This is a genomic window from Paenibacillus sp. LS1 (assembly GCF_026013365.1).
Taxonomy (GTDB): domain Bacteria; phylum Bacillota; class Bacilli; order Paenibacillales; family Paenibacillaceae; genus Paenibacillus.
This window is the reverse complement of the sequence record NZ_JAPDOE010000005.1, coordinates 273,792-296,087: the sequence shown is the minus strand read 5'-3', so window position 1 is coordinate 296,087 and position 22,296 is coordinate 273,792. Positions and strand designations below refer to the sequence as shown.

At 38.6% G+C, this 22,296-nt stretch carries 19 protein-coding genes and 1 pseudogene; 4 read left to right on the top strand and 16 right to left on the bottom strand.

Going from position 1 to position 22,296, the window contains the following annotated elements:
* The 9 genes and pseudogenes from OM416_RS20530 to OM416_RS20490 all read right to left on the bottom strand — a co-directional run.
* Positions 1 to 514, bottom strand: a pseudogene (locus tag OM416_RS20530) (hypothetical protein); the annotation flags it as partial.
* Positions 515 to 590: 76 nt separating this feature from the next.
* The gene (locus OM416_RS20525) at positions 591 to 956 is read right to left on the bottom strand and encodes a hypothetical protein (protein ID WP_264932612.1); all 366 of its coding nucleotides are present in this window, start codon (positions 954 to 956) and stop codon (positions 591 to 593) included.
* Between the two features lie 351 nt (positions 957 to 1,307).
* A complete protein-coding gene (locus OM416_RS20520) occupies positions 1,308 to 1,730 on the bottom strand; it encodes a hypothetical protein (protein ID WP_264932611.1) in 423 nt (140 codons plus the stop codon).
* Between the two features lie 116 nt (positions 1,731 to 1,846).
* Positions 1,847 to 2,290 (bottom strand): single-stranded DNA-binding protein, encoded by a 444-nt coding sequence (gene ssb, locus OM416_RS20515; protein WP_264932617.1) that lies wholly within the window; start codon positions 2,288 to 2,290, stop codon positions 1,847 to 1,849.
* A gap of 45 nt (positions 2,291 to 2,335) precedes the next feature.
* On the bottom strand, positions 2,336 to 3,643 hold the full coding sequence (locus tag OM416_RS20510) for a CHC2 zinc finger domain-containing protein (protein ID WP_264932610.1): 1,308 nt from the start codon (positions 3,641 to 3,643) through the stop codon (positions 2,336 to 2,338).
* A 216-nt stretch (positions 3,644 to 3,859) separates the two neighbouring features.
* A complete protein-coding gene (locus OM416_RS20505; RefSeq protein WP_264932609.1) occupies positions 3,860 to 4,405 on the bottom strand; it encodes an NYN domain-containing protein in 546 nt (181 codons plus the stop codon).
* 520 nt (positions 4,406 to 4,925) lie between these two features.
* Positions 4,926 to 5,822 carry a hypothetical protein gene (locus OM416_RS20500; protein WP_264932608.1) on the bottom strand — a complete coding sequence of 299 codons (897 nt, stop codon included), beginning with the start codon at positions 5,820 to 5,822 and terminating at the stop codon, positions 4,926 to 4,928.
* Positions 5,823 to 6,064: 242 nt separating this feature from the next.
* On the bottom strand, positions 6,065 to 6,988 hold the full coding sequence (locus OM416_RS20495; protein ID WP_264932607.1) for a S1 RNA-binding domain-containing protein: 924 nt from the start codon (positions 6,986 to 6,988) through the stop codon (positions 6,065 to 6,067).
* A gap of 328 nt (positions 6,989 to 7,316) precedes the next feature.
* On the bottom strand, positions 7,317 to 10,268 hold the full coding sequence (locus OM416_RS20490; protein WP_264932606.1) for a type IV secretory system conjugative DNA transfer family protein: 2,952 nt from the start codon (positions 10,266 to 10,268) through the stop codon (positions 7,317 to 7,319).
* Between the two features lie 205 nt (positions 10,269 to 10,473).
* On the opposite strand from OM416_RS20490, the gene OM416_RS20485 reads away from it, so the two are divergent.
* Together OM416_RS20485 and OM416_RS20480 are read left to right on the top strand one after the other, a co-directional pair.
* Positions 10,474 to 10,752, top strand: a complete 279-nt coding sequence (locus OM416_RS20485) for a hypothetical protein (RefSeq protein ID WP_264932605.1) — start codon at positions 10,474 to 10,476, stop codon at positions 10,750 to 10,752.
* A gap of 80 nt (positions 10,753 to 10,832) precedes the next feature.
* Positions 10,833 to 11,297 carry a hypothetical protein gene (locus tag OM416_RS20480; RefSeq protein ID WP_264932604.1) on the top strand — a complete coding sequence of 155 codons (465 nt, stop codon included), beginning with the start codon at positions 10,833 to 10,835 and terminating at the stop codon, positions 11,295 to 11,297.
* A 53-nt stretch (positions 11,298 to 11,350) separates the two neighbouring features.
* On the opposite strand, the gene OM416_RS20475 is transcribed toward OM416_RS20480, so the two are convergent.
* The 5 genes from OM416_RS20475 to OM416_RS20455 all read right to left on the bottom strand — a co-directional run bounded on the left by OM416_RS20475 (position 11,351) and on the right by OM416_RS20455 (position 18,176).
* Positions 11,351 to 12,082: a hypothetical protein gene (locus OM416_RS20475; RefSeq protein WP_264932602.1), complete on the bottom strand. Its 732-nt coding sequence runs from the start codon at positions 12,080 to 12,082 to the stop codon at positions 11,351 to 11,353.
* Positions 12,083 to 12,848: 766 nt separating this feature from the next.
* A complete protein-coding gene (locus tag OM416_RS20470; RefSeq protein ID WP_264932601.1) occupies positions 12,849 to 14,405 on the bottom strand; it encodes a hypothetical protein in 1,557 nt (518 codons plus the stop codon).
* Positions 14,406 to 15,016: 611 nt separating this feature from the next.
* Positions 15,017 to 16,306, bottom strand: a complete 1,290-nt coding sequence (locus tag OM416_RS20465) for a hypothetical protein (protein ID WP_264932600.1) — start codon at positions 16,304 to 16,306, stop codon at positions 15,017 to 15,019.
* Positions 16,307 to 16,497: 191 nt separating this feature from the next.
* Positions 16,498 to 16,812 carry a hypothetical protein gene (locus tag OM416_RS20460; protein ID WP_264932599.1) on the bottom strand — a complete coding sequence of 105 codons (315 nt, stop codon included), beginning with the start codon at positions 16,810 to 16,812 and terminating at the stop codon, positions 16,498 to 16,500.
* Between the two features lie 317 nt (positions 16,813 to 17,129).
* The gene (locus OM416_RS20455; RefSeq protein ID WP_264932598.1) at positions 17,130 to 18,176 is read right to left on the bottom strand and encodes a hypothetical protein; all 1,047 of its coding nucleotides are present in this window, start codon (positions 18,174 to 18,176) and stop codon (positions 17,130 to 17,132) included.
* 392 nt (positions 18,177 to 18,568) lie between these two features.
* On the opposite strand from OM416_RS20455, the gene OM416_RS20450 reads away from it, so the two are divergent.
* Together OM416_RS20450 and OM416_RS20445 are read left to right on the top strand one after the other, a co-directional pair.
* Complete coding sequence (locus OM416_RS20450; RefSeq protein WP_264932597.1) at positions 18,569 to 19,867, top strand: hypothetical protein; 1,299 nt, start codon at positions 18,569 to 18,571, stop codon at positions 19,865 to 19,867.
* Between the two features lie 117 nt (positions 19,868 to 19,984).
* Positions 19,985 to 20,485: a hypothetical protein gene (locus OM416_RS20445; protein ID WP_264932596.1), complete on the top strand. Its 501-nt coding sequence runs from the start codon at positions 19,985 to 19,987 to the stop codon at positions 20,483 to 20,485.
* Between the two features lie 89 nt (positions 20,486 to 20,574).
* Here OM416_RS20445 and OM416_RS20440 read toward each other — a convergent pair whose 3' ends face one another.
* A complete protein-coding gene (locus OM416_RS20440) occupies positions 20,575 to 21,237 on the bottom strand; it encodes a hypothetical protein (protein ID WP_264932595.1) in 663 nt (220 codons plus the stop codon).
* A gap of 32 nt (positions 21,238 to 21,269) precedes the next feature.
* Positions 21,270 to 21,701 (bottom strand): hypothetical protein, encoded by a 432-nt coding sequence (locus OM416_RS20435; protein ID WP_264932594.1) that lies wholly within the window; start codon positions 21,699 to 21,701, stop codon positions 21,270 to 21,272.
* Positions 21,702 to 22,296 lie beyond the last annotated feature (595 nt).

The window sequence follows — 22,296 nt, the reverse complement described above, 5'->3', positions numbered from 1 at the left end:
TCCGGAGTCGCTTTACATGATAAAGCCAAGTCTCATGGACATCATTTCGTAAGTTGTAGTATGAGAATAGTGTAAAACGACCGCCGTTCTGATGAACCTTGTATAAATCTGTAGGTGACTTTTCAAGGCCGGCAAAAAAGAATCTCGTGCCTTTAAGGACGAGCCTCATACGTGGTGTTGCACTGAGGCTTTTCTTAATCCAGGCCAATTGACTCGATTGGCAAAATATCAGTTTAAGCAATCCCATTAGGAAACTATTGTACTGATTGAATTTTCCCAGCTGTTCACGTGTTACCATTCTTCGATATAAGAAATATTCAATTGCTTCTTTAATTTTTTGTCTCGAGACAGCAATCGGTTTTTTACTCTTCTCCGTTACAAAGTGATAATACTTCGGTGTAATTTTGGAGATAAAATTTATCTTCCCTTTACCAGTGAAAAACTGTATTCCATTCTTCGCTTTCCTAGCGAAATTTTTCTCGTATTCCATCGCCTTGAATTTGTAATAAGTCAACTGTATGTCCTCTTTTCTATTAACTGAAAACCCAATGCATGGTTGCATTGGGTAAAGAATGTTGCTATTGCAATGATTAATTGATGTCATTAAATGATTTGATAAATTCATTCAGCATTGTATCTACTTGCCTACCTATCTTCACTTGCTCATACCATATATAACAAGGGTTTAAACAGGTGTTTTCAGGCAAAGTATTTTCTCTAAAATGAATCCTAAGCTCAGCTAGCTGTATGAGTTGATCATGAATATTTCTGTATATTTCGTCTTCCCTGCTTAGATCTATGGTTTCAAAAGCGTGAAGCGCCTCATCTACCCACTTTGCTTTTTCGAATGCTCGCATCACATGCTCAAGTCTGTTGGACGGATGTCCAAGAATACCAGAACAGTATCCGATCAGTGACAGTTTGTCAGTAAGTATTTCGTTTAAAATTGTATTCATTAAGTAACCCACCTTTTCTTGATTTTAGAGAATGTGATAGACACGCACATCATTTATGCTATTATTCCGACACGAATATGACGTCTTCCGGAAGAAAATCAAAAAACAGATCCTGTTCATCTGATTTGAGTTTACACACTCGTGCTAAACATCGATCCGTGCCCACTGAGGCATGTCGAATTCTTTCATTTTTCTTTTGTAAGTGATATCTCACATATTTCCCTGAGACATCAAATAACGCAAGATATCGCTCTTCCTTGAGTGTGATATAGAGACTGTTTATTTCTTTATCACTTAGTTTAATATGGTTCGTCTCCGATTCTTGTCCGTTCCTTTTCACGTTAAGACCTCCTATGACTTTTGAAAAGCAGTACTTTCACTTGAGATTTTTAGAGTCGAATGCAATGTATCCATTACCAGATCTGCACACGCTTCTAGATTTCTGCCTAAGGCAAAATAAATAGCACTACGAACGGTTGCTTCGTTAGTCCCTTTAAATGCATTATGGTACCTTCTAATGTTTCGAATTGATTCTGACAAAGTACCTTCACTTTTAAAATCATGTGACCAGATTCGATCTTCCGTTTCGGGATTGTTCATATCAATCCGGATAATCTGGGCATAGCCATCTGGTTCTAAATAGAACTCTCGCACTTTACGTTCAGTAACCTCTATTAATGACCCAAGCGAAAAGCTTGGATATGTCACCTTGATTTGACCACCAGGATCAACGATATGTAAAATAAATAAGGATAATCCTATAGTTCCACTCATTTAACTGCCTCCATGTGAACCCTAATGCCGCAGGGTTCAAAATTATCCCTACGGCAAGGGTTATAGCATATTGGTCAGTTGTATCAACAATTGCCTAAACACATCTTGCAATCATTTTAAAATGGTAAATCATCATCTGAGATATCAATCGGTTTTCCGTCATCAGCAAATGGATCTTGATTGTTACTTTGTGAACCTCTTCCATTAGAAGTTCCTTCATTAGTACTTACACTACCTCGATTAGCAGACTCTAAGAAACGGACATTGTCTGCAATAACTTCGGTCACGTAGACACGTTTGCCTTCATTATTTTCATAGTTTCGTACCTGAATGCGTCCTTCGACTGCTACCAGTCGTCCTTTGCGCAAATAGTTTGCACAAGTTTCAGCAAGCTGTCTCCAAGTTACGACAGGAATGAAATCCGCTTCCTTTTCTCCACTTTGGCTTGTAAAAGGTCTGTCCACGGCCAAAGTAAATTGCGTAACAGCTACACCTGCTGGGGTATACCTTAACTCAGGGTCTCTAGTAGTGCGTCCAATGAGAATAATTCGGTTCAGAATCGCAAACACATCCTTTTCTGTTTGTTTAATACTTTTCTTTCTTTTTTATTTTGGTATTTTGTATACAACTGGTAATTTGTCGGATTGTAAAAATAAGTCGTCAAGACCTTTGGCTTCTCTCGGATTCCACGTGAGTAATTCACAGTTCATCTGATCTTCCTCCAACAAAGTCTGAGTCAATTCAATTAAATGTTTATTAACGTATTCATTTTTTTTGGTTGCTTTCTTTTCATCGTAAAATGCATCGATGTCATAGGCTAAAGCAACGTCTTTGATCCCCCAATACTTCAGAATACCAATTACCTCTTTATAATTGCCTGAGCCGGGTACCGCTAAAATCGCAATAGGCTCTCCAAAAACATTCAGTTCACGTATCTTATCCGCACAAATGTAAGCTTTGTGTTCGCCCTCAATAATCAGTACCTTTTTGAACGGATATACCTTCATAAGATCAGTGCCAGGACTCCACTTTGAGAGATAAGCTGAAGGTATGACCACATTAACCGGAGCACCAGATGAAGCACCTCCACGACTTTTGTTTTCAATGGGCTCAGTACTGAACCATAAGTATTTCTTTGTGTTTTCAAAATTGGAGCGGAGTCGCAAACGTACAATACGACCAAAATAATCACGTACCGGTATGTAGTATTTCCCCACACCAGCAATGAGCCAATACCAATCCTGGTCATTTGATGGATCTCCGTCCTTCACTAAAAACTGAGTGAACCCAGGTACCCTTTCAATTGGATATCCTTCATTTATTAGAGTATTCACGATGCTCCTAGCTTCTTCCACTGATCTGGGTATGGATCTGAACCCAATAGCGGCTATTTGTTGTTTGGTGTATTGACGCTTAGGGCCGGTCCACTCTTCAAAATTGTCAGTGTAAAGAGGGCATAAGTCTAAAAACCTACGATATGTCCGGTCGCAAATATCAGCACTCGCTGGTTCAATTTGAACGACAGTCCGTTCCTTTGGAACATAGCTTGGTCTTGAAGCATCTAATTCTTTGACCGATCCATCTTTGTACCTTACTTGAATACCCATAAAGTCAGCCAATTCTTCAACCATGTAATAGAAGTCAGTTTTGGCTGTATATGTTCCATACTTATGCCAGCTATAGAATGCGATTGCATCACCTTTAGCCCCGCAGCCTCCACTCCCATAACAAACAAATAGACCTGATTGAAAAATAAAAGTTAAGGGCTTTAGGTCATCGCTATGGTTAGGATTCGGACAGCAAAGGTTATAGTATTTTCCTGATCGCTTCAAGTACATTCCTAAACGCTCTGCAAGTTCATCCGTTGGTATTGCTTTAACAAGGTTGACGGTCTCTTCTGATAGAAATTTCATACTTTTTCCTCCGTGTAGTAATATGGGTTGTGAAAAAAGCCAAAAAGGGCCATTTACAGCATCAACAAACCCAATTCAGGAAAGTTAATACCATAAATGGCCATTCTTAGCGCAAAACTTAATCTTTAGCCGCTTGGCAAGATTCTTTGTAAACCAATAATATATCTTTCATTTTACCATAGTTATTGAAAAATAAGAAGTGCAACATGTGCACTTCTATTTATCAATATATCTAATATGGGACTTGTCGATGATTGCCATTAACGCCTCTAAGGGCAACACACTATCAGAGACTTTCTTGATCCATCTGGATGATAATTGATTGCTTATCACCGAGACAACCTTACAAGGCCTTTTCACTCGCTCAACAGCCGGTGCTAAATCAGAATCTCCAGAAAATAAAAATATGATATTTTGGGTTCTACTGAGCTCAACGACATCCAATCCAATCATGACGTCGATTCCTTTCTCTTCCCATTTAGAATTATTACTTATACATCGCCCTTCGTGAACGATAATATTATCTTTCCTCAGTGCTTGAAAGAATCTTTTTCTATTGTAGTGCTCGTTGATGTTTTTGTTTAATGGTGCAGCTGCTCCGTAAAAGTGGCATACGACTTCTGTAGGTCCATATTCTCTTTCTAATAATTCTTTCATGACTTCTCTGATAGATCCCCATGGATGTAATCCTTGGATACCCATCATCTTAAGTTGTGATACTAAATTATTCTCATCGACTAGTATTGCTGCTTTAATCATCATTACACCCCTCTATTTTTTAAATAAAAAAAACACTAGAACACAAACTTAACCATCAAGAATTGGGTTAAGCTGCATGCTAGTGAATGTTAATCTTCCTATTGCCGCGTGGCAGGAAGTAGTTCATTTATTCTCATAATTTACTATAACTATATCATTCTTTTCCTGGCGGGTAAATTATGTAATGGGCTTCAGATAGACTATTTTTCCTCATACCAAACGTGGTAGAGTACACTATACTTTTGTTTCATAGCAACTACTTCATGTATTATGAAATTCCCCGAATTTACGAAAGAATTGAAAGAATATTCATTATCACTAATAGTAACTGGTTCATTTGTAAATTCTACAAATCTCCATTTGTCACCGGGTTGAATTCTGTACATTTGATAATTTTGATCGTTCATCCGTTCTCATTCCCCTTTCATACCAGACACTCATGAGAAAAGAAATCTAAGAACCAGGAGTTGTTCTTCCTAGTTCTTAGTTTAAGCAGTGCAGTCGCAATACTGAGAAGGGCCCCTTATTCATCATACTCTTCATCATCATCTTCATCAAATTGCGCTGAGCGATACTCTGAAGCCGTCATTCCCGGAGCACCTGGTTGGAGAAAACTAATGCGTTTGGCAATGGGTTCGCCTTTTTCTTGGTCCCAGTTCAAAAATGTATCCTTACCTAGACCCGCGATGATCCGTTCATCTGTTGTAAAGCGTACCTCGACATCAGGCATATATTGCTTCGCCAGCTCCTCTAGAAAGGAAATACGAGAATCCCCGTCCGCAACAATGATAATTCGTAGTGGCTTTTGATAATCACTTACATTATCATAGGCAATTTTGATTTTCTGAAATCTGTTACGGGTCTTACTTACCCAGTCCTGTCCAACACGTATTGTTTCTAGCCAAAATAGCTTGATTTCATTGGCATCTTTAATGACTTCGAACGTTGCAGTAGGATGATGAATATGACCATTCTGGAGTCGTAGCAAAGGTGATCTTTGCCAGGTTATTAAACGATCAATATGAGTTAATTCGGCATACAACTCAGCTGAAATTAGGTCCTGAAATAGTGGACCCATTTCTGGACCACGACCTGGTTGAATTTCGATCGGTTGGAACCAAAAATCATCATGGATGTTACGTTTCAAAACATACTGAGCTGCTGAAACGGCAATTCTCGTCAAAGCGTAAACCAACGGCTTTTTCCGATCAGATTTCAGCGGGCTCACCCATGAAAAGGCACATAATATACCTTTCCTACGGCACTTTCGCAAAAACTCTTTGACAACCACTTCATCATCGGAGACTTTGAAAACCGCTTTACGGATCTGATTGCGAGTAGCTACCCGCACCGTTGTAAGGAATTCAAGTAATCGGATCTCTCGTTCTGTAAACGTGCCGTCATCAACACGTTCTTCCAACCAGAACCTGCCGTTTCTCAATCCTTCCCCTGGCTTATGATACCTTAACGTAGCATAGGGATCTGAATATAATCCGAAGAGTTCTCCGTTGGGTAGAAGGAAATCCATGATGTCGTTGGGGCACAACGATTCACCATAAGGATTCTTTGTAGCCGGTGGAGGTACAAGGGACAGCGTGGAAGTACGCTCTGCTGCCCCTTGTTTTCCTTCGGGGAATTCGAGTATTCCTTTTCCCATTATATTTAGTATTTAGCGGACCAGCGAAGTCCGGACCTCGAAAGATTTTTGTTATTTGCCCCAATTGAATTGTTTAGATTAATCGCTGTTCCAAGTATCTTGTGGTTTACATGATCAATATGACGGATTTTTACGTTGATTTCATCACCACGTTTGAATGGCCGACGACTTGCTCCTGCAGGAACATTGCACTTGACGGTGAGTCCAGGTTTCAATTCAACAAACATCCCGAATTCAGGGTGTATTCTTTGTAACGTACCTAGGTACGTACCACGTTCTTTGAAATCTTTGATGAAGCGCCACGGGTCTTCCATCAATACCTTGGCACTAACGGATACATCGCCTTTAGGATTGTCCTCCGTTGGCTTTTCAACTTTCATGACCTTCACGTCAATGGTCTGACCGATTTCAAATACTGTACGTAAGTCGTCATACAGGTTGTAATCAACTTCAGTACGGTCTAAGACAATTTCAACACCCTCAACCAACAAATAAAGCCGAAAAGAATCAATACCTTTAATAAAAGCAGTATATCTCTGATCAACTTCAACTTGTTTCCAGAATAGTTCACTCATAACTTCGAGTGCTTTAATACGGTTGGCCAAGAAGTACTCAACTTCTACTTCTTCTTGAGGTTCAGCCTCATTATGCTGCCTTGGCGTGATGACTTCATCCACCACAAATTCAAAATTACTGCCCATCAGATGCTGCAAGTTTTTAAACTCGTAATTATCAATCTTGTTGCTAGGCATGTATCCGTAAATACCTTTGTAGTCCAGTTTAAGACACTTCATGGATTGACCTGCTAGGGACAGATCCTCTAAACCGACTACTTGAGCAAAGAGAACTCGCGTGCGAGTTCTGGAAGTACGAAGTTCTCTCCATACTTCTGCCTTTGGTGTGTTTTGTTCTTCTGTAAGTGTGGACATGATTCAGGCACCTTCTTTTCTTTATTTAAGTGAAAAAACAAAAATAAGCACCTCTAAGGACAGGTATTCCCTGTGCCTTAGAGGTGCTTCCTCTTTGTAGTTCCTATATGATTACCCTATAGTATTAAGTTACCGGGCAGTTGTCAAATCATCGCTGCTTCAGTTATTAATCGTTATTTATTCCTTTTGTTTGGCACAGTGGGTTCTCCTCTTTTCTATTAGGTGATTGAACATAAGAGAAACATCTCATCATACAGATAATCCTATGAGTTAGAGATGCCCCACCTTATTTTCAACATACTAAAACTACTGCGGTGATAATTACATTTTAGAGATCATCTTCTGCAATCATTACAGGCACTCTTTTCTGAATTCCATCATCGAAATTGGGTTGAACATCTGAGAACGATTCAGTTTCTGGCATGCTATCATCATGTGAGGATTCCAGAATCTCCGTTTTACTAGGTGTGGCATCTGATGCAATTAAATCAAGGATGGTTAAGGTTTTTTGGCTTGCTGCTTGCAATCCTTGAGAATTATCATCGGACCTTGCTGGAGGTTCACTTTTTTCATTACCTACCTTGCGAATGAAATTTTGGACCTCTGCTTTAACCTCAGCATTTGGCTCAGAATATACCTCGGTATTTCCACTTGCATTCTCTGGCTCTGGATTAGCTTCAGGATTGGGATCTGCATAGAAAAAGAAATCCGACTCTTCTTGTTGAGATGCATGGGCTGGCTCATGCATCTCTGGCCAAGTTATCATAATTTCAGGTGAGTCTACTGAGATTGTCGGTTCCTGGTTTTCTTCTCCATAATCATTACGCACCGGCAAGCCAGGACGTTGACTTAGGAATGCCTCACTGTTGTTTGGCACTTCCTCCCCAGCTGTTGCAGCATTTTCTTCAATCGGATTTCCTTCTTCAGGTGCTGTTTGTACGGCGTTTTCCTCGGTTTTTTCTCTAGTAATTGCCTCAAGTGCATCCTTCTTCTCTTCCATACTGATGACTAGATTTTTCACCCACTGAAGCGGGTTTTGAATCGGTTTATGAGTCACCGTTTGCAACTCGGCTTGCCCTATTTTCACAAAACGCTTGATGAATTTGGTTTCATTAATGAATTTTCCGTAGGCTTGTACAGGTCTTTCAAAAGCCTCATTTTGGCCAACTATTTGTACAATAAAACCTTTAAATTTCTGTTCCATTATTTGAGTTGGCGTGAACCTCGGCATCTCCTTTCTGGACGTGTTGTACCGATATCCCGTAGAAGGATTCGGTTGGCTAGCTGGAGAGAGTGACTCATTCATGCTTTCTTCAACGACAGGTTCTTCACCAAATTGTTTACTTAACCATTCATTATCGCTGACTTCACCACGCCCAAAAACAGTCTTGTTTGAAGCATTGGACATAATAATTTTATCGTAACCACGAACAACCGATTCCAGTTGCCCTAATGATTGGATCGCGATTAATGTACCTACCATATAGGATCGTCCAACGGTCAAGAAACGCTGGAACGCCTCATTGATGAACAGTGGGAACTCATCGATATCAAAGAATATCGGGAATCGATTTTCCTTCGGTCTTCTAAAAACACTGGATTGGAACTGACGAATGAAGAACTGTCCGAAACTTAGACTTAATTCTTCTAGTTCCCCCAGGGCAGTATTGACCAGGAGTACGCCCCCCTCAGCTAAGAATTGATCGATATCGAGCACTTCATCCCCTTCTTCAGCTACCATTAGGGAAGAGAGTAGCGCATTCGTACAGATATCATTGATGTATTTCTTAGCTCCAGCAACGAATTTATCCTTTTTATTTTCTACGACTTGTTTCCCTTCATACTGGTGTCCATCTGGAAAAAGGACCGGCTGTGTTTTCTGTTCTTTGTCTCGATACGTTTTATAGTCCAAGATGTCATTCTCAAAGTAAGAACAAATCCGCTCATACCGGTCTAATTGCAACCGATCTTCCTCGGTTAGGACAGGGTTCTCGTAAGTCTTCTTCAACCAGGTACGTACCTCTTCCGTCATATCAGCAAGGTACCTTGCGTCACCATACATTTTTTGCATATGCAAGATGGAAAAGGAGTTTCCATGTCTGATTTTTCCCAACATAGTATACAAGGCTGATGTCTCCGATTGCTGCCCTTTAAAGAAGTCATCTTGATCTCCTGCGAGCGCATCAAGAACACCACGGAAGGTTGCTGCCGCTGTATCCATCGGTCCAACAAACGGATTAAACTTTATGCTGCGATCCGCTTTAGTTGGATCGATGATTCGAATCTTACTTTTCGGTATACCCAATTTTTTGCACAAAACCAACACATCATCAATCAAGTCACCTTTAGGTTCAAGGACACAGATCCCCAATCTCTTCCCTCTGGCAATCCTTACAAGATCTTGAACAATTCTCGTGAGAATGGTTGTTGAGGTTTTTCCCGTTCCTGTAGCTCCTATAATTAATTCATGTAAAAAGCGTGACTTTTCGGAGAGAACGATAGGTTTATTGGTCTTTTCTTCCCATCCGACGATTACATCGGAGCTATCAGATTTAAGACTGAATGCATGTCGAGCGAGAAGTCCAAACTCCCAGCTAAAGAACATCGTCCGTAAATCTTCGTTCATGTGGAATTCTTTCATAATTAGATACAACCCGTTTAGGCAGATCAGAACTGGAATAGCCATTAAAATATAACCAAAGCTAGTCATGGAATGAACGATTAAGTAGTCCTGGTCAGACTTGATCTGGCTAAAGAAGTCAAACAGATAATGTTCCACGTACCAGGCGAATATAGCACAATAGTGAATTGCTAGTGCGCTACCATTCAGTGCTGCGGAAACAATTCTGCCTCGCTTCCCCCTCCAATCCAGATATTTTTTATGCCCCCGTTTGATTGGTTGAACAACGGAAGAATACAACCATGTAAATACCGGCAGGTTAAGGAAGAAGATGCACCAGAGTCTCATATTTTCATCCAATTGAATAAATGGGAAAATCAGTACTTGAGCCAGAAACATGGGTGGCTCCTGAAAGAAAATATCCAGCACACTCATAAAATTTCCACTATCATGTTTCCACTGTGATAAATAGATAATGAATGCAGAGTAAGCTGTAACCACGTTGACAACCATCAGGATGCTCACTAGAAACGTGTGGAAATAAGACCGATAGTATTCAAATATCTTTTCACGGACATTCACCCATAGCTTGCGTGAGTATGCTTCCATGATGGGCATTTCCTTGGTTGCTGGGATCTCATCTTCTGCAGCATTTGCCAAATGAATCTCTCCTCTCTTCAATGTGTTGGGTTAGTCTGGACATAGCCTTGTAAAATGTGCTAAAAAAAGCACCGGAACGAACCCATGACGGGTCCATTCCGGTGCTTCCGGTTATATGATGTATGCAATTAGACGTTTGCCTCGTAATTTTATAAGATACTCGGAAGTACAGAGATCGAGTAAAAAAATAAGGAGTGTTCCCGATTTGTTAAATTTGATCATCATCTCAATCGTTATTGTCTTACTCATTATCAAATTCACATCATCTTATCGTGAATCTAAAAAGATTAAAGGTAGGACAGAAGCAAATTTTCGTGAGGTCCTAATCACTACTATTTCTGAGAATAGAGTTTTATCTGATGAAGAGAAGGCCGAAATTAAGTTACTGTCTGACCGTAAACTCTTAGTTTACCTGAAGAAAAATGAAATGATTGAGCCGAATAAATACTTTCAGTTGTTACAAAAGCAATTTAACCAGGAGTAGATCTCAGTTGATCATTACTCGAATTTTAAAACCTCAGCTATAATGTGTTCACATTGAATTTATGGAGGAATCACACTAACATGTCGTTACAAAATATGAATGAAATCTATCAAGTGCTCAGTAAACCAGGTCCGCCTTCTGAAAAAACACAATTACTATCATCGTTATCAAAAGACGATATTATGCTTTTGGCCCAAAGAGCTTTCCTCTGTAGAACATCTGACTCTTCAGCGTTTTCCGCTGATCAAAAGTTTCTAGCGATTAGCTTTGACTATAATTCATCCTTTATCATCGCTGATATTTGGACTGGATTCGATAATACGATAGAGGAATGTATTGACGTTACGACTCTGTACAAATCAAAAATAAGAAATTTCATCGTGTTATTGTTTAAACTCCCTGAGCAGCTAAATGCTCATACCGATCTGGAGGCAAAGAGAATTGTCGCACAAATCTCCTCAACAGGCATATCAGCTGAAGATTTGTTTAAAAGAGCCTATGAGTATGAACTAGTACATGTTACGGATTACGATAAAAGAAAGTAATGCAGCACGAGAGGATAAAACCTCTCTTTTTTTATGACTTCGGAGTATTTGGTTTATTGTGCCTGAAAATATGGATTCCTCGAAGAAATATGCTCTGGTAGCTCATTCTGGTAGGTGCTGAGAGATTGAGTAAATCGCTCGGCTTCTTCATAATTTGTTTCTTTCATTTGAATCAATTTTTGCGCTGATACGTTATTCGTGAAGCGATATTCGTTACCGCCAATGTACTCTGCGAAAGGTCTTAACCTCAATTCCCCTTCCTCTAGGATTACTTCCGACATCGATACCAGTTTGGATGACTCAATTGTAAGAACAAAATCAATAGCAGCAATGTCCTCGAGACTAGATTTGTCGTCCATTAAATCAACAAGTTCATCCAGCGCATAATTAAGGGTTTTGCCTTCCAGTGAACCAATACCGTGGGAATCTTTACACATCTTCAGAAATAATCTCAAATTAGTCTGATTCACACCGTTCACGAGCATTGTGTTTACTTCGGATACATCCACCTCGTTAATTTGATCGTCTCTTTCCATGTGTTTAATGTTGCGCTTAGGATATAAGTGTTTCAGATCAGTACCAATCGTTAGTGTGGAGCCTGATTGATTCTTTGCGTCAAACAACGATTTGAGTAAGTCGTTTACTGCAGCTCCTTTTACACCATTAACAAGTACATTGACGTTACAATTGATCATAGCCTGAAGCAACGTATACACCTCGAAGTTGAAGCTGCGTTTGTAAAAGTACATGTTGTGAAGAAAAACTCGTTGATTTGTTGTGTTCATATTACCTTCCCCTTTCAAAATAGAAAAAGCACCCTTAAACAACACAAACTAATCTCCCCATGAGATCAATGTTGTTTAAGGGTGCTTCCCTTTGTGCCATGATATTTTTTTAATAATGTTTTTATTATTTCATAGGTGCTATTTATTTGTAAAGCAAAGTATATTTATATAACCTTTTCAACTTGAAAATTACTTTTTGGAAGAGTATTGAATTTGAAAAGATTGAGATGGCATCCGCTTATGATGATTAAGGTATTAATAAGATATTAAAGATAAGGTAATAGACACTATAAAGAAATAGATACTAGACGTGATATTCTGCAAAAAAGCTTGTAGGATCAAGGGTTTAGGAGACCGACCACTATATTAAACAAAGTCGTAAGTAACGTTGTGGAATATAAAAGCGAGTTTACCTTCTATCTTTTACATATAAAACAAAGTGATATTGATTTATTGATCTAATCGTTTTAATAACAATAATTAACTTGGTAAAATATGATTTTGCAACATTTTCATCTCAGGTTACTAGATTTCTAGATTTATGTGAACTTATACACAATATATATACTAATTTTAACTTGGATTAATATGAAAATGTGGAAGTTGGGTTGTGAATAACTTTTTCTGTTTTAGTAAGCCTTACAAGTAGAGATGCTAATTATCAATAAAGGAGTAAGATTTTGTTTGCATCGATGAGATTGAAGATAGGAAGTAGCCTGGAGAATAACGTCGAATAGCCCTCAAAAATTGATTTTTTTGAGAGCAGCTAGGAGATAATATCGGAGAATATATATTTCTCAAGTCTGAAATTGTATGGTAATGCCCTTTGACCAGGGCTCTTAGGTAGTCTGCTGATCTCGCCTATGATCCATTCTTCCACATGTTTTGGATCTTTGTTTCGAATGGCGATGGACGCATTATACTCAAGATCTGCGTAATAGAACGGATCGACCTTCTGGGACACGGCTTGTTCTTTTACATAATCCAGGTTGATATAACTTGCTAGTTCCTGGTAAGGATATGATTCGGGCGGTGCACCATAATCCGCTTTTTCCCATGCTTTAATGGGATAGCGATTAGACAGATCATCTACCACCTCAGTTAAGCGAGCTCTTAACTTTTTAACTCCTAATTTAGATTTAGCTGCTGCATACGAGAAAGAGAAATAACGTTCCTTAACATCTTCTTCTTTCGTTTCTGGGAAACGGACGAACTCGTGCGCGGCAGTTTTGGTCAATACGTCAGACAGTAGGTCGTTAAACCTCTCTGTGATTTGATCTTTGATGAAGAATTCAGGATTCCTTGGAATACTTCCCTTTGTTTTCACATAGGATTTTAACTCATGAAGTCCATACCGAATGAGACGTTTGCTAGAGAAGCGTAAGCTTTTCACAAGTCTGTTTGCAATTTCACGATCTGCCAGGACATCTCCAACACCATATGCATCTGCTTCTCTCTTCAAGAACGCATAAAACTTGGTGAAAATAGCACAAGCATCGATAGGTTTGAAGTAACTGGTAGGATCTTCTTTCTTCACGGAGATTAAGAATTCTGGATTGAATTTTAACACTGCCTTATACCCAATGGTGGCTTTCTGAAGTTCTGAGCATTCGAATAAATGTGTTCTGGTCATATGACTCACAGGCACCACAATGGATTTTAAATTATCCAATAAGCTGGAGACATGACTCCTTTGCGTTTTATGCAGGAAGAGAAGCAATCCTGAGAATTGGACATGCTTAAATGACCCGAATTTTTGCTTCAAATTTCGGGTGATTACTTTATGACTACTTCCACTAGTTTGAGTATACGCCGAAATAATGAGCTTTTTCTCGGCAAGGGTAAGTTCATGGAACGCTTTTGAGAAAACAAAAGGATGGAACAGAACATAATGGCCGATGGTATTTTTTTTGGTATTCATGAAATAGTTGAGTCTATACCTGGTATCTCCGTCTGCACTCTTTTCTGTTTGAATCAGCTGATGAGCAATGAATTTCTCTATAGCAACATAGAACTGGCCCTCACTGATGGGAACCTCAAATTCTAACTCTAACCTACGATAGATGGCTTTACGGTTTGTGAGCTCAAGATAACCATAGGTATTACAGCAGCGGAAGAGTATAAAAGCTAACTGCAGATCAGCATGGGTAACATGATCCTTTAATCTCTCTGTTCCTCCATCACGGAATGAAAATGTCTCTCTTGAAGAAAAATTCAGATTGATATCAAAGAGTGCGTTGATAAATAATGATGTTATTTTGATTGGAGAAGTAGGAACGCTATGTCCTACGCCCTGTTTGTTACCCATAATAAGATCGTACATGCTTTTATACACCTCCTTTTACCAGTTGATTATGTATGGACTTCAAACGTCTATTTTGCTAAAATATAATTATAAGACAACAAGAAAGCAGGCCTACTCTTCTCGATTTTTTTCGAGGAAAGCAAGCTTTGATTGAGAGATCTGGTGGCTGCCGGTGATCTCCTAAATGAAATACTTGGATATCCTGTGTTGGTAGCACAACGATATCCACACAGAGTCCTTTTTTAAAAGGGCTCTTTTTATTTATCCACCTGTGTATAACTTGCGAAACAAGTCGAATCATCCACAGGTCTATACCATGACAATATCATTACTAAAAACATTTGGTCAATCGGGGTTCAGTATATAGTTCGTCTAGGGGTTCAGTATATAGTTCGGTGTTCAGTATATAAGACGGGGCTCAGTATATAGTTTGTTTAGGGGTTCAGTATATAGGACGGGGTTCAGTATATAGTTTGCTTAGGGGTTCAGTATATAGGACGGGGTTCAGTATATAGTTTGCTTAGGGGGTCAGTATATAGATGTTTTTGAATAAATTCATCTATCATTATTATCACCCCTATAAAAATAAGTTATCAGCAAAAAAAATGAACTGCTAATTAGATAGCAGTTCATTTTTTTTGCTCAAATAGTAATTGAAAGGATTCTTGAAAGGATTCATGTTGTTGCTGATCAAGCTGAAGGGATTCATGGATGGAATCCATATTGGAATCAATTTCAATTGGAAATTTATTTTGTAGCTGTAGCAGATCTCCAGGTTCGAAATTGATATATTGTACACTCTTTCTGACTCCATAAGTAATATGGTACGAATTAATAACGCCCATTACTTTAAGCTCCTGAAATGCCTCTACTAGCCCGCCGACTACCAGTGATTTGTTCTTAGTTTGAAGATTAAGGTGTTGAGTTAAAGTATCAACATGATAACTTGTTATGTTTTGAGCACAAGAGTTGATCATGTTGATGTAAAGTAATTTAGTGATGGGTTTATGAAAATCGTTAAACAAAACTACGTTCATATGCAAGAAATTATTGGCTAGCAATGATTTGTGTATTAGGTTGTGAAATGATACACTCGCTGCTCTTTCTTTACCAGGTTCCTCACCCTCTCGCAGTATAAACTCAACGGTGTCCAACGGATGGTACAATACAGTACGTTGTCTTACCTTGTTACCAGGCATATAGTATTCTTCCATGATGATTTGGGTTCTTGAGATATTAACCAGGCTATCATATAACTCCATGTATTCTTTACCTGAAGGGTCCGTATCCATAGCTCTTACCAACTCATTGAAGTTAAAAGAAAATTGCTGCTGCTTTCCATTTTCAAAATATAATTTGGTTAGTCCTGCTAAAACTTTAGCATCAAACGTACCTAGAAAGACACCGTTGTTGTTTTCGTAATATAGCCGGCGAAAACCGTTTCTGGTTTGTTGGACCACTCCACCCGTGAACTTTCGTTTCATCACTTCTTTTGAGTGTGATCCTGCACCAAATAACCCGTGCTCAATTAAGTTGGTTTCGATCGGTGTATCCGGAATCTTACGGTTCTCAATTTTTTTAATCTCTAATGCTCTTTCCAGTATTTTATACTCTAGTTCCATCGTATAAAACGCTTGATATTTTACTTCATGTATAGGAGTACCATTACGCTCATCCTCAGTGATTTGGCGAGTTAGCTGATTAAACTCTTGACCGAGTGAAGTGAACTGTAGATTTAGCTGCATGGTTTTATGTTTAACAAGTTTTTTTGCGGCCATTTGTATTTGGGGGGCTAATTGATCATCAATAGCCGATTGAATAAGATTTAATCTTCGAAGTTCAAGTCTAACTTCAATTAAATTCTGAGATTCCTGCCGCAACGTATTACGGATTGCATTCATCGCCGTCTCCTCCATCATTGTTGCTTCTCCTTCCTATTGTATATTTAATAAACAAAAAGTAAAAGCACCGAAGACAGAAAAATCCCTACTGGGATTAGTTGTCATCAGTGCTTCTGATGTGTGTTCACTATGATTTTGATTTACTATATCACATGATGGTTTAGCAATCCAGCAACAGTAAAACTCATTTCCTTCCTTTAGAAACCCATTCAATACGCGGATTCCGTTTCCTCTGGCCCGACTGTGATTAAATTATTTGCAAGCTCGGATATACACCCCATTAGATGTCCTTTATCACGGTCAATTCGATAAGCAGTATTTCTCTTTACACGATCTTCTAATTGCTTTTTATATTTGTTCAATGACTGTATATAATCAGATTCAATAATCTTTGAGCTTTCTGCCTTTAAGATTTCTGTATTGATCCAGTTCAGGTCTTCGCTATAGGAGCACACTTCTTCGAATGAGTTATTCAAATAATCGATCTCGCTTAAGTACAATTCAATGATTTTCTCTCTAAGCATATGTAGGTCCTCCTTTGTAAATATGGATATTTTCTATAAAAACAGAAAAAGCACCCCGCGAAATGTCGCAGGGTGCTTCCCTTTAGGTTCGTTCATTGTGTTTTATCCATTATGCTTTTTTCTAGGGGTGTAGTCAAATTTCATCTTAAAAGGAGAAGTTAAATTAAACTAAGTTAAGTTAACTTAACTTAGTTTTGCTAGGGTCTCTTCTGCCTGATTCATATCCTCTCCATCGCACTCGTAACCCCGGCACTCTGGAACAGAGTACCAGGGCTATTCCAGTTTATATAGCTTACAAGTGGTGAAGAGGATCAATCCTACATGTCTGCAAGCAAGTCATCTATGCTCCGAGTAAACCACTTCTTACGGGATAACCAGTCGTTAAATTGCTCATCGGAATCACAACTTTTACTGAGTTCAAACAGTACATTTTTTAAATGATTTATGGTTATTTTCTGATCAGATGAAAGTTTAAAATCATCATCCAAAGTGTCCATGTTGGTGGCTATCTCATCTGATAAATTTGAAAATTCTTCAAATGTGATTTTGACCAAATTGGAGTTTTCATTCGCATTGATACTGCTCAGAACTTGCTCATGCTGATTAAAAGCTATCATCGATCCATCGTACGTTGCTGTGAATAATGGAGAAACTTCATAGAGGGTCATGTATGCTTGGCTATCTATAGAAGTTTCAAGATAATACTCATATTCCAATGATGTTGTGTATTTGCTCAAGATGCTTCGAACGTGTTCTTTGGATTCTAGGACACTCAATAAGTAATCATAATCTCTAGATTCAACTTCCACAATCTGATGCTTAAACATTTGGGCTACGGATTGATCGCTGAATTCTAAGAGGAGACTATCCATGAACCCATTTTGGTTTGGCTTGACTCTGCCACACCGCAGGAAGTCAGGATTAGACGGATGTATAACGACAAAAAATTGTTCCTTTGGTTGATTCAATATTTTCACTTCAATAACTTGTGTTTTTCTGTCTAACAATATCCAGTCCACATATTGTACTGAAATGTTGAAAATGAGGGCAACAAAATCTATCGCTAATAAATGTGGTTGATGAACTCTGTAGCCACTATCCAGGAGAAATTGGAATGAAGGAACAACATAGGGACGATCACCCACTTCGATGGCCTGAGCAGGTTGGCTCAGCTCAAGAGCTAGATATCCTTGTGAATCTGAATGTACATTGAAGTGTAGTTCTTTACCAAATCGATCTAAGGTCATGGTTTTAGTGCTCTCGATAAATTCCGGTACCGAGAAGGTATAGCAGACACCTTCGGGTGTGCCTAGCTTATGAGGTACATCGAATAGATTATTTCCTCTGGTTAGATCAGTATTCATGGTGTAAGTTCCTCTCTATAAGTAAAATGTGCCCACGACAAAAAAAGCACTTCTTTCCAGAGATAATCAAACTGATTTTGTCAGTTGTAGATTCATCACTAGTTAGAAGTGCTTTTGGATATGAATATAGGTTATTAAGGCGCATGCCGTAACCAATCAAAAATGTTGTGAGTTATGTTTGATTATATCACACTGTTAGTGGTACATCAGCATCTATGCTTCTATTTTAGAATGAATTACCTAGAACTTGCCGTTCAAGTTTACGGACATAGCTTAAGGATTACGTGTACAATAAAAGTTGATTGGTTAGCTTCATGGTTTGATGAAGTAAAGCAATACCAATACATATCAGATAGCCTTTTAATGAAGGCATCGCTTAGGGGGATTCCATCATGCAAGATTATTCAATTGATTTAGCTTCAGAAAGAATTTCACATCCCAAAACCAAAGAATATTTTCGTGAGGTTATGAGTTCGTACGCGATCGGTAATTATAGGTCTGCCGTGGCATCATTGTATACCATCGTTATCTCAGATTTGGTCTTCAAGTTAAAAGATCAGGTTGAGCGCGAGAATGATCAAGGCGCAGCGCAAATTCTTCGTGAGGTAGATGCAGAAAAAAATAAAAATCCAGAGAAATTCTCCTCGAAATGGGAGAGCGATTTAGTGGATAAAGTTTTTAAGGAAACCAAACTTCTTGAGATGGGAGATAAAGCAGCTATTGATCATTTGAAAATTCAGCGAAATCTTTCTTCACATCCTAACATACTGGATACAGAAGAAAACACACTATTTACACCCTCTAAAGAAGACGTTAGGGCTCATATACGAAGTATGCTCGAGGGGGTTCTGACAAAGTCGTCGGTTCACACTGCAAGGCTGGTAGACAATATTATTGAGATTAGAATGCCTGAGTTATACGCAAGAGCCGACGAGGATACCGAATACGACAATATGTTTATACATAGGTACTTGAAAGACTTGAATGATAAGGCAATTGAGAGTTTATTCAAGAAGCTTTGGAAATATACTTTTAAATTAGAGGATGATTTGTGCAATAAGAACCGAGTTGTAAATGCACGGACACTTCATTTGATAACCAACTTGTATCCTGAAATAGTATTCCGTTGCGTTTCGAGTGACCAAGTGTTCTATAGTAAAGTTATCCCTAATCATGATCAACTTAGTAAAATGATTGATTTTTTCATTGTGAATCCACGCCTGTTCAGATTACTTGATAAGGATATACAAAAAGATATTGAAGAGAACATAAAGAAAAAACAGACATTCTATGTGAGATCAGTTTTCCTGAGTTCAAGTTTGGAACAACACCTCATTAATACAACGGAATATCTCCAAGGTCGAACAATCACTTTAATCTGTCTGAGAGCCTATAAAAAATTGACAGATGTATTAAAAAGACCTCAGGATTTGGTGAAGTTAATTTTCAGATACTACTCACAGTCGGATACTTATACAGAGGCATATTCGAGATTTAGCCTCATCAAACGGATGGTAACCTTAGAAAGCCTTGATGAGGCAGAATATCATGATTTACTCAAGGTTATGAATACAACATATCAAATATATAAGGGAACGAATTGCCCAGATTTAGTCTTAGAGATTCAAGAAGCTGCCGAGCAAAAGCTTGGTAAGAAACTTGATTTGAGTTCCTATTCTAATCTTCGGTAATCAACTTAACAACTCAATTCTCAAACGTTCCGCCTGAATTTGACTCTATCCCTCGAAAAATGTACGTTAAGAGTACGATGAACTCTTATTGATATTTTGCTTTAAAAGGAGTAGAACATGTTCGGAGAACAATATTTGGTAGAAAGTAATGACACTTATATTTTGGAAACAAATGTACCGGAAGAATGGGTTGATCAACAGGGTATTATTGCAGGAAGGTGCTATCCCACCCAATGGGGTTCCGGATACTTTTATGATTCCCTAGAAGATAGATTCCTTCACTATGCAAGGTTGAAACCATCCGGTTCGTGGCAAGAGTCTGATGGGTATCTTAAGCGTCTGAAACAAGCCTGGGATACCGTGCAGGATAAGCTTGATCGCTTCATAGCCAGCTCAGCAAATGCATATCGCTCAGAGATTTCTAAAATAGTGCTGCCTCCTCTTCCGGAGAATACAGCCCATCAGGTTAATCTCTTATCGTATAGGGGGCATGTTGTGCTTATCGAACTTAATGATGCAAACATTCCATCTGAGGCTACGATATTAACTTACAGTCAGCATACACAAGAGGTAGTTACTATTCCATTACTGCAACCAAACGCAAGTATGAGTTATTAGCCAAATTAGCCTTGTGACCACTCAATTAAAGTACAAAGACAAAAAGACAACCTTCTATAATAGAAGGTTGTCTTTTTGTCTTTTATGATCTACCACTTAAAAGGAATTACTTGATCTGGATTTGGGCAATGTTTCTCAACTTTGGCAGCAGTAAAACCATGAGCAATCAGCTCAGGTAAAATATCATCATCAGAATAGGTAGTATCTGTTTGAGATATTTTAGATAAAATCTTGTCGAACACTATGGAGGTTGCATTGGTCTCGATGTTATAGATATAAGAATATCCTTGGATGGAAACTATGCGTTGTGGCAGATGGTCTGGAGCAAAACATACCTCTTCATCTCTCTGTAACGGTGGTAACTCGCTGTAATGGATAAACAATTTAGCCTGATCAATATCATCAGTATAGCCTTCTTCACCACTACATTCGGATAAGTAGATGAAGTGCTCTTTATCTTTCACCCTTATTAAGAAAGGTCCTTGGTCCGGATTAATTTGGTCTTTGCCCTCTTCGTCCCCCCATGGTATCAAAGGTAATACATCTTCATCTGAAATGACACGTATGATGTCGGAATTCTTCTGAAGATGAAGAAGCAGATCCAGTGGAGTTGAGAATGTTGACTCACAGAGTGACCATTCCCCTTCTCCTATTGTTATGTATTTATATTCGGTTTGCTCCAAAGCTGAGATTACTAAGTAACGTGCGTCAGCTGTTACGACGATTGAACCTGCAGTGATGTTATAATTCATGATTGATGTTCCTCTTTCTATTTTTGATTGATTTAGAATATTCTTTTTATTTGACCACTTACTTGAGTAACGGGCACAAGAATCTCGCTACTATCTTTTCTTAATGAATGCTGATTGATAGGAAAGATAGTCGCCAGGTTGATATCATGGGTATACGTGAAACCATGAATCAAATTAACCCGATAATCATATTCTCCCTCTGCGATCTCAATTGCAGCAACGACCCCAATTGAATTCGATGTGTTCTCATGATTAAGCTCTCCGGAGTAAATCACCCACAGATTATCGATTTGAGTGTAGAAGTACACCATGTCTTGTAACTGACTACTCCGTAAGAGAGCATCCATTGCTGTTCCCAGAGTGTTTCCATTGGAGACTGGCACTAGCGTTTCTGAATGTACATTGTGAAATTGGTGAGATAAGCTGATGAAGGTTGGGGTGATGTTGTTTGATTCAGTTTGCATAATTTTCTCCTTTAAATGATTTGGGTTGTGATGAGAACGCAAAAAAGCGCTTCTCCCAGAGTATGATCGCAAAGCGAAATTCAACCAATTGGTTGATCATAATCTCGAAGAAACGCTTTAAAGATGATTTGAACATGATCCTTAACGCATGTCAGAATCCAATAAAAAAATAAAAATATATGTTGATATCCTATCACATTAACAAGGAAAATTGAAGCTTGAAGTAAGCTTCGGGTGAAATGTACAAGAAATGGTATCTGAGGTATGATAACAAAAGGAAAAATGCCCTGGAGGGATCAGAATTGTTTGGGAGAATTATCGATCACAAATCAATGGAGTATCAATTTTATTTATTCATAATCCTAGTAAGCATATACTATACATGGTGCATAGATCTAAGAATTCTACTCTCTTCTTCACTGTTTGTTATTAGGTGGCTGCCTTTCATTCTTCTTATTCTTAGTGGAATATTGTACAAAGCCTCTAAACATAGAGCAAATCCACAAAAAATGCTATTCGATTCAATAAGAGTGGTAAGAAAAACTATTCTTGATGAGGGTGGTAAGATTAGCTTTATCCAGCTTATGGATCAAAC

What these genes read in the sequence shown, in the direction of transcription:
- OM416_RS20525 (WP_264932612.1), bottom strand. Translation starts at nt 956, where the DNA reads ATGAATACAATTTTAAACGAAATACTTACTGACAAACTGTCACTGATC.
- OM416_RS20520 (WP_264932611.1), bottom strand. Translation starts at nt 1,730, where the DNA reads ATGAGTGGAACTATAGGATTATCCTTATTTATTTTACATATCGTTGAT.
- OM416_RS20510 (WP_264932610.1), bottom strand. Translation starts at nt 3,643, where the DNA reads ATGAAATTTCTATCAGAAGAGACCGTCAACCTTGTTAAAGCAATACCA.
- OM416_RS20505 (WP_264932609.1), bottom strand. Translation starts at nt 4,405, where the DNA reads ATGATGATTAAAGCAGCAATACTAGTCGATGAGAATAATTTAGTATCA.
- OM416_RS20495 (WP_264932607.1), bottom strand. Translation starts at nt 6,988, where the DNA reads ATGTCCACACTTACAGAAGAACAAAACACACCAAAGGCAGAAGTATGG.
- OM416_RS20480 (WP_264932604.1), top strand. Translation starts at nt 10,833, where the DNA reads ATGTCGTTACAAAATATGAATGAAATCTATCAAGTGCTCAGTAAACCA.
- OM416_RS20475 (WP_264932602.1), bottom strand. Translation starts at nt 12,082, where the DNA reads ATGAACACAACAAATCAACGAGTTTTTCTTCACAACATGTACTTTTAC.
- OM416_RS20470 (WP_264932601.1), bottom strand. Translation starts at nt 14,405, where the DNA reads ATGTACGATCTTATTATGGGTAACAAACAGGGCGTAGGACATAGCGTT.
- OM416_RS20465 (WP_264932600.1), bottom strand. Translation starts at nt 16,306, where the DNA reads ATGATGGAGGAGACGGCGATGAATGCAATCCGTAATACGTTGCGGCAG.
- OM416_RS20460 (WP_264932599.1), bottom strand. Translation starts at nt 16,812, where the DNA reads ATGCTTAGAGAGAAAATCATTGAATTGTACTTAAGCGAGATCGATTAT.
- OM416_RS20455 (WP_264932598.1), bottom strand. Translation starts at nt 18,176, where the DNA reads ATGAATACTGATCTAACCAGAGGAAATAATCTATTCGATGTACCTCAT.
- OM416_RS20450 (WP_264932597.1), top strand. Translation starts at nt 18,569, where the DNA reads ATGCAAGATTATTCAATTGATTTAGCTTCAGAAAGAATTTCACATCCC.
- OM416_RS20445 (WP_264932596.1), top strand. Translation starts at nt 19,985, where the DNA reads ATGTTCGGAGAACAATATTTGGTAGAAAGTAATGACACTTATATTTTG.
- OM416_RS20440 (WP_264932595.1), bottom strand. Translation starts at nt 21,237, where the DNA reads ATGAATTATAACATCACTGCAGGTTCAATCGTCGTAACAGCTGACGCA.
- OM416_RS20435 (WP_264932594.1), bottom strand. Translation starts at nt 21,701, where the DNA reads ATGCAAACTGAATCAAACAACATCACCCCAACCTTCATCAGCTTATCT.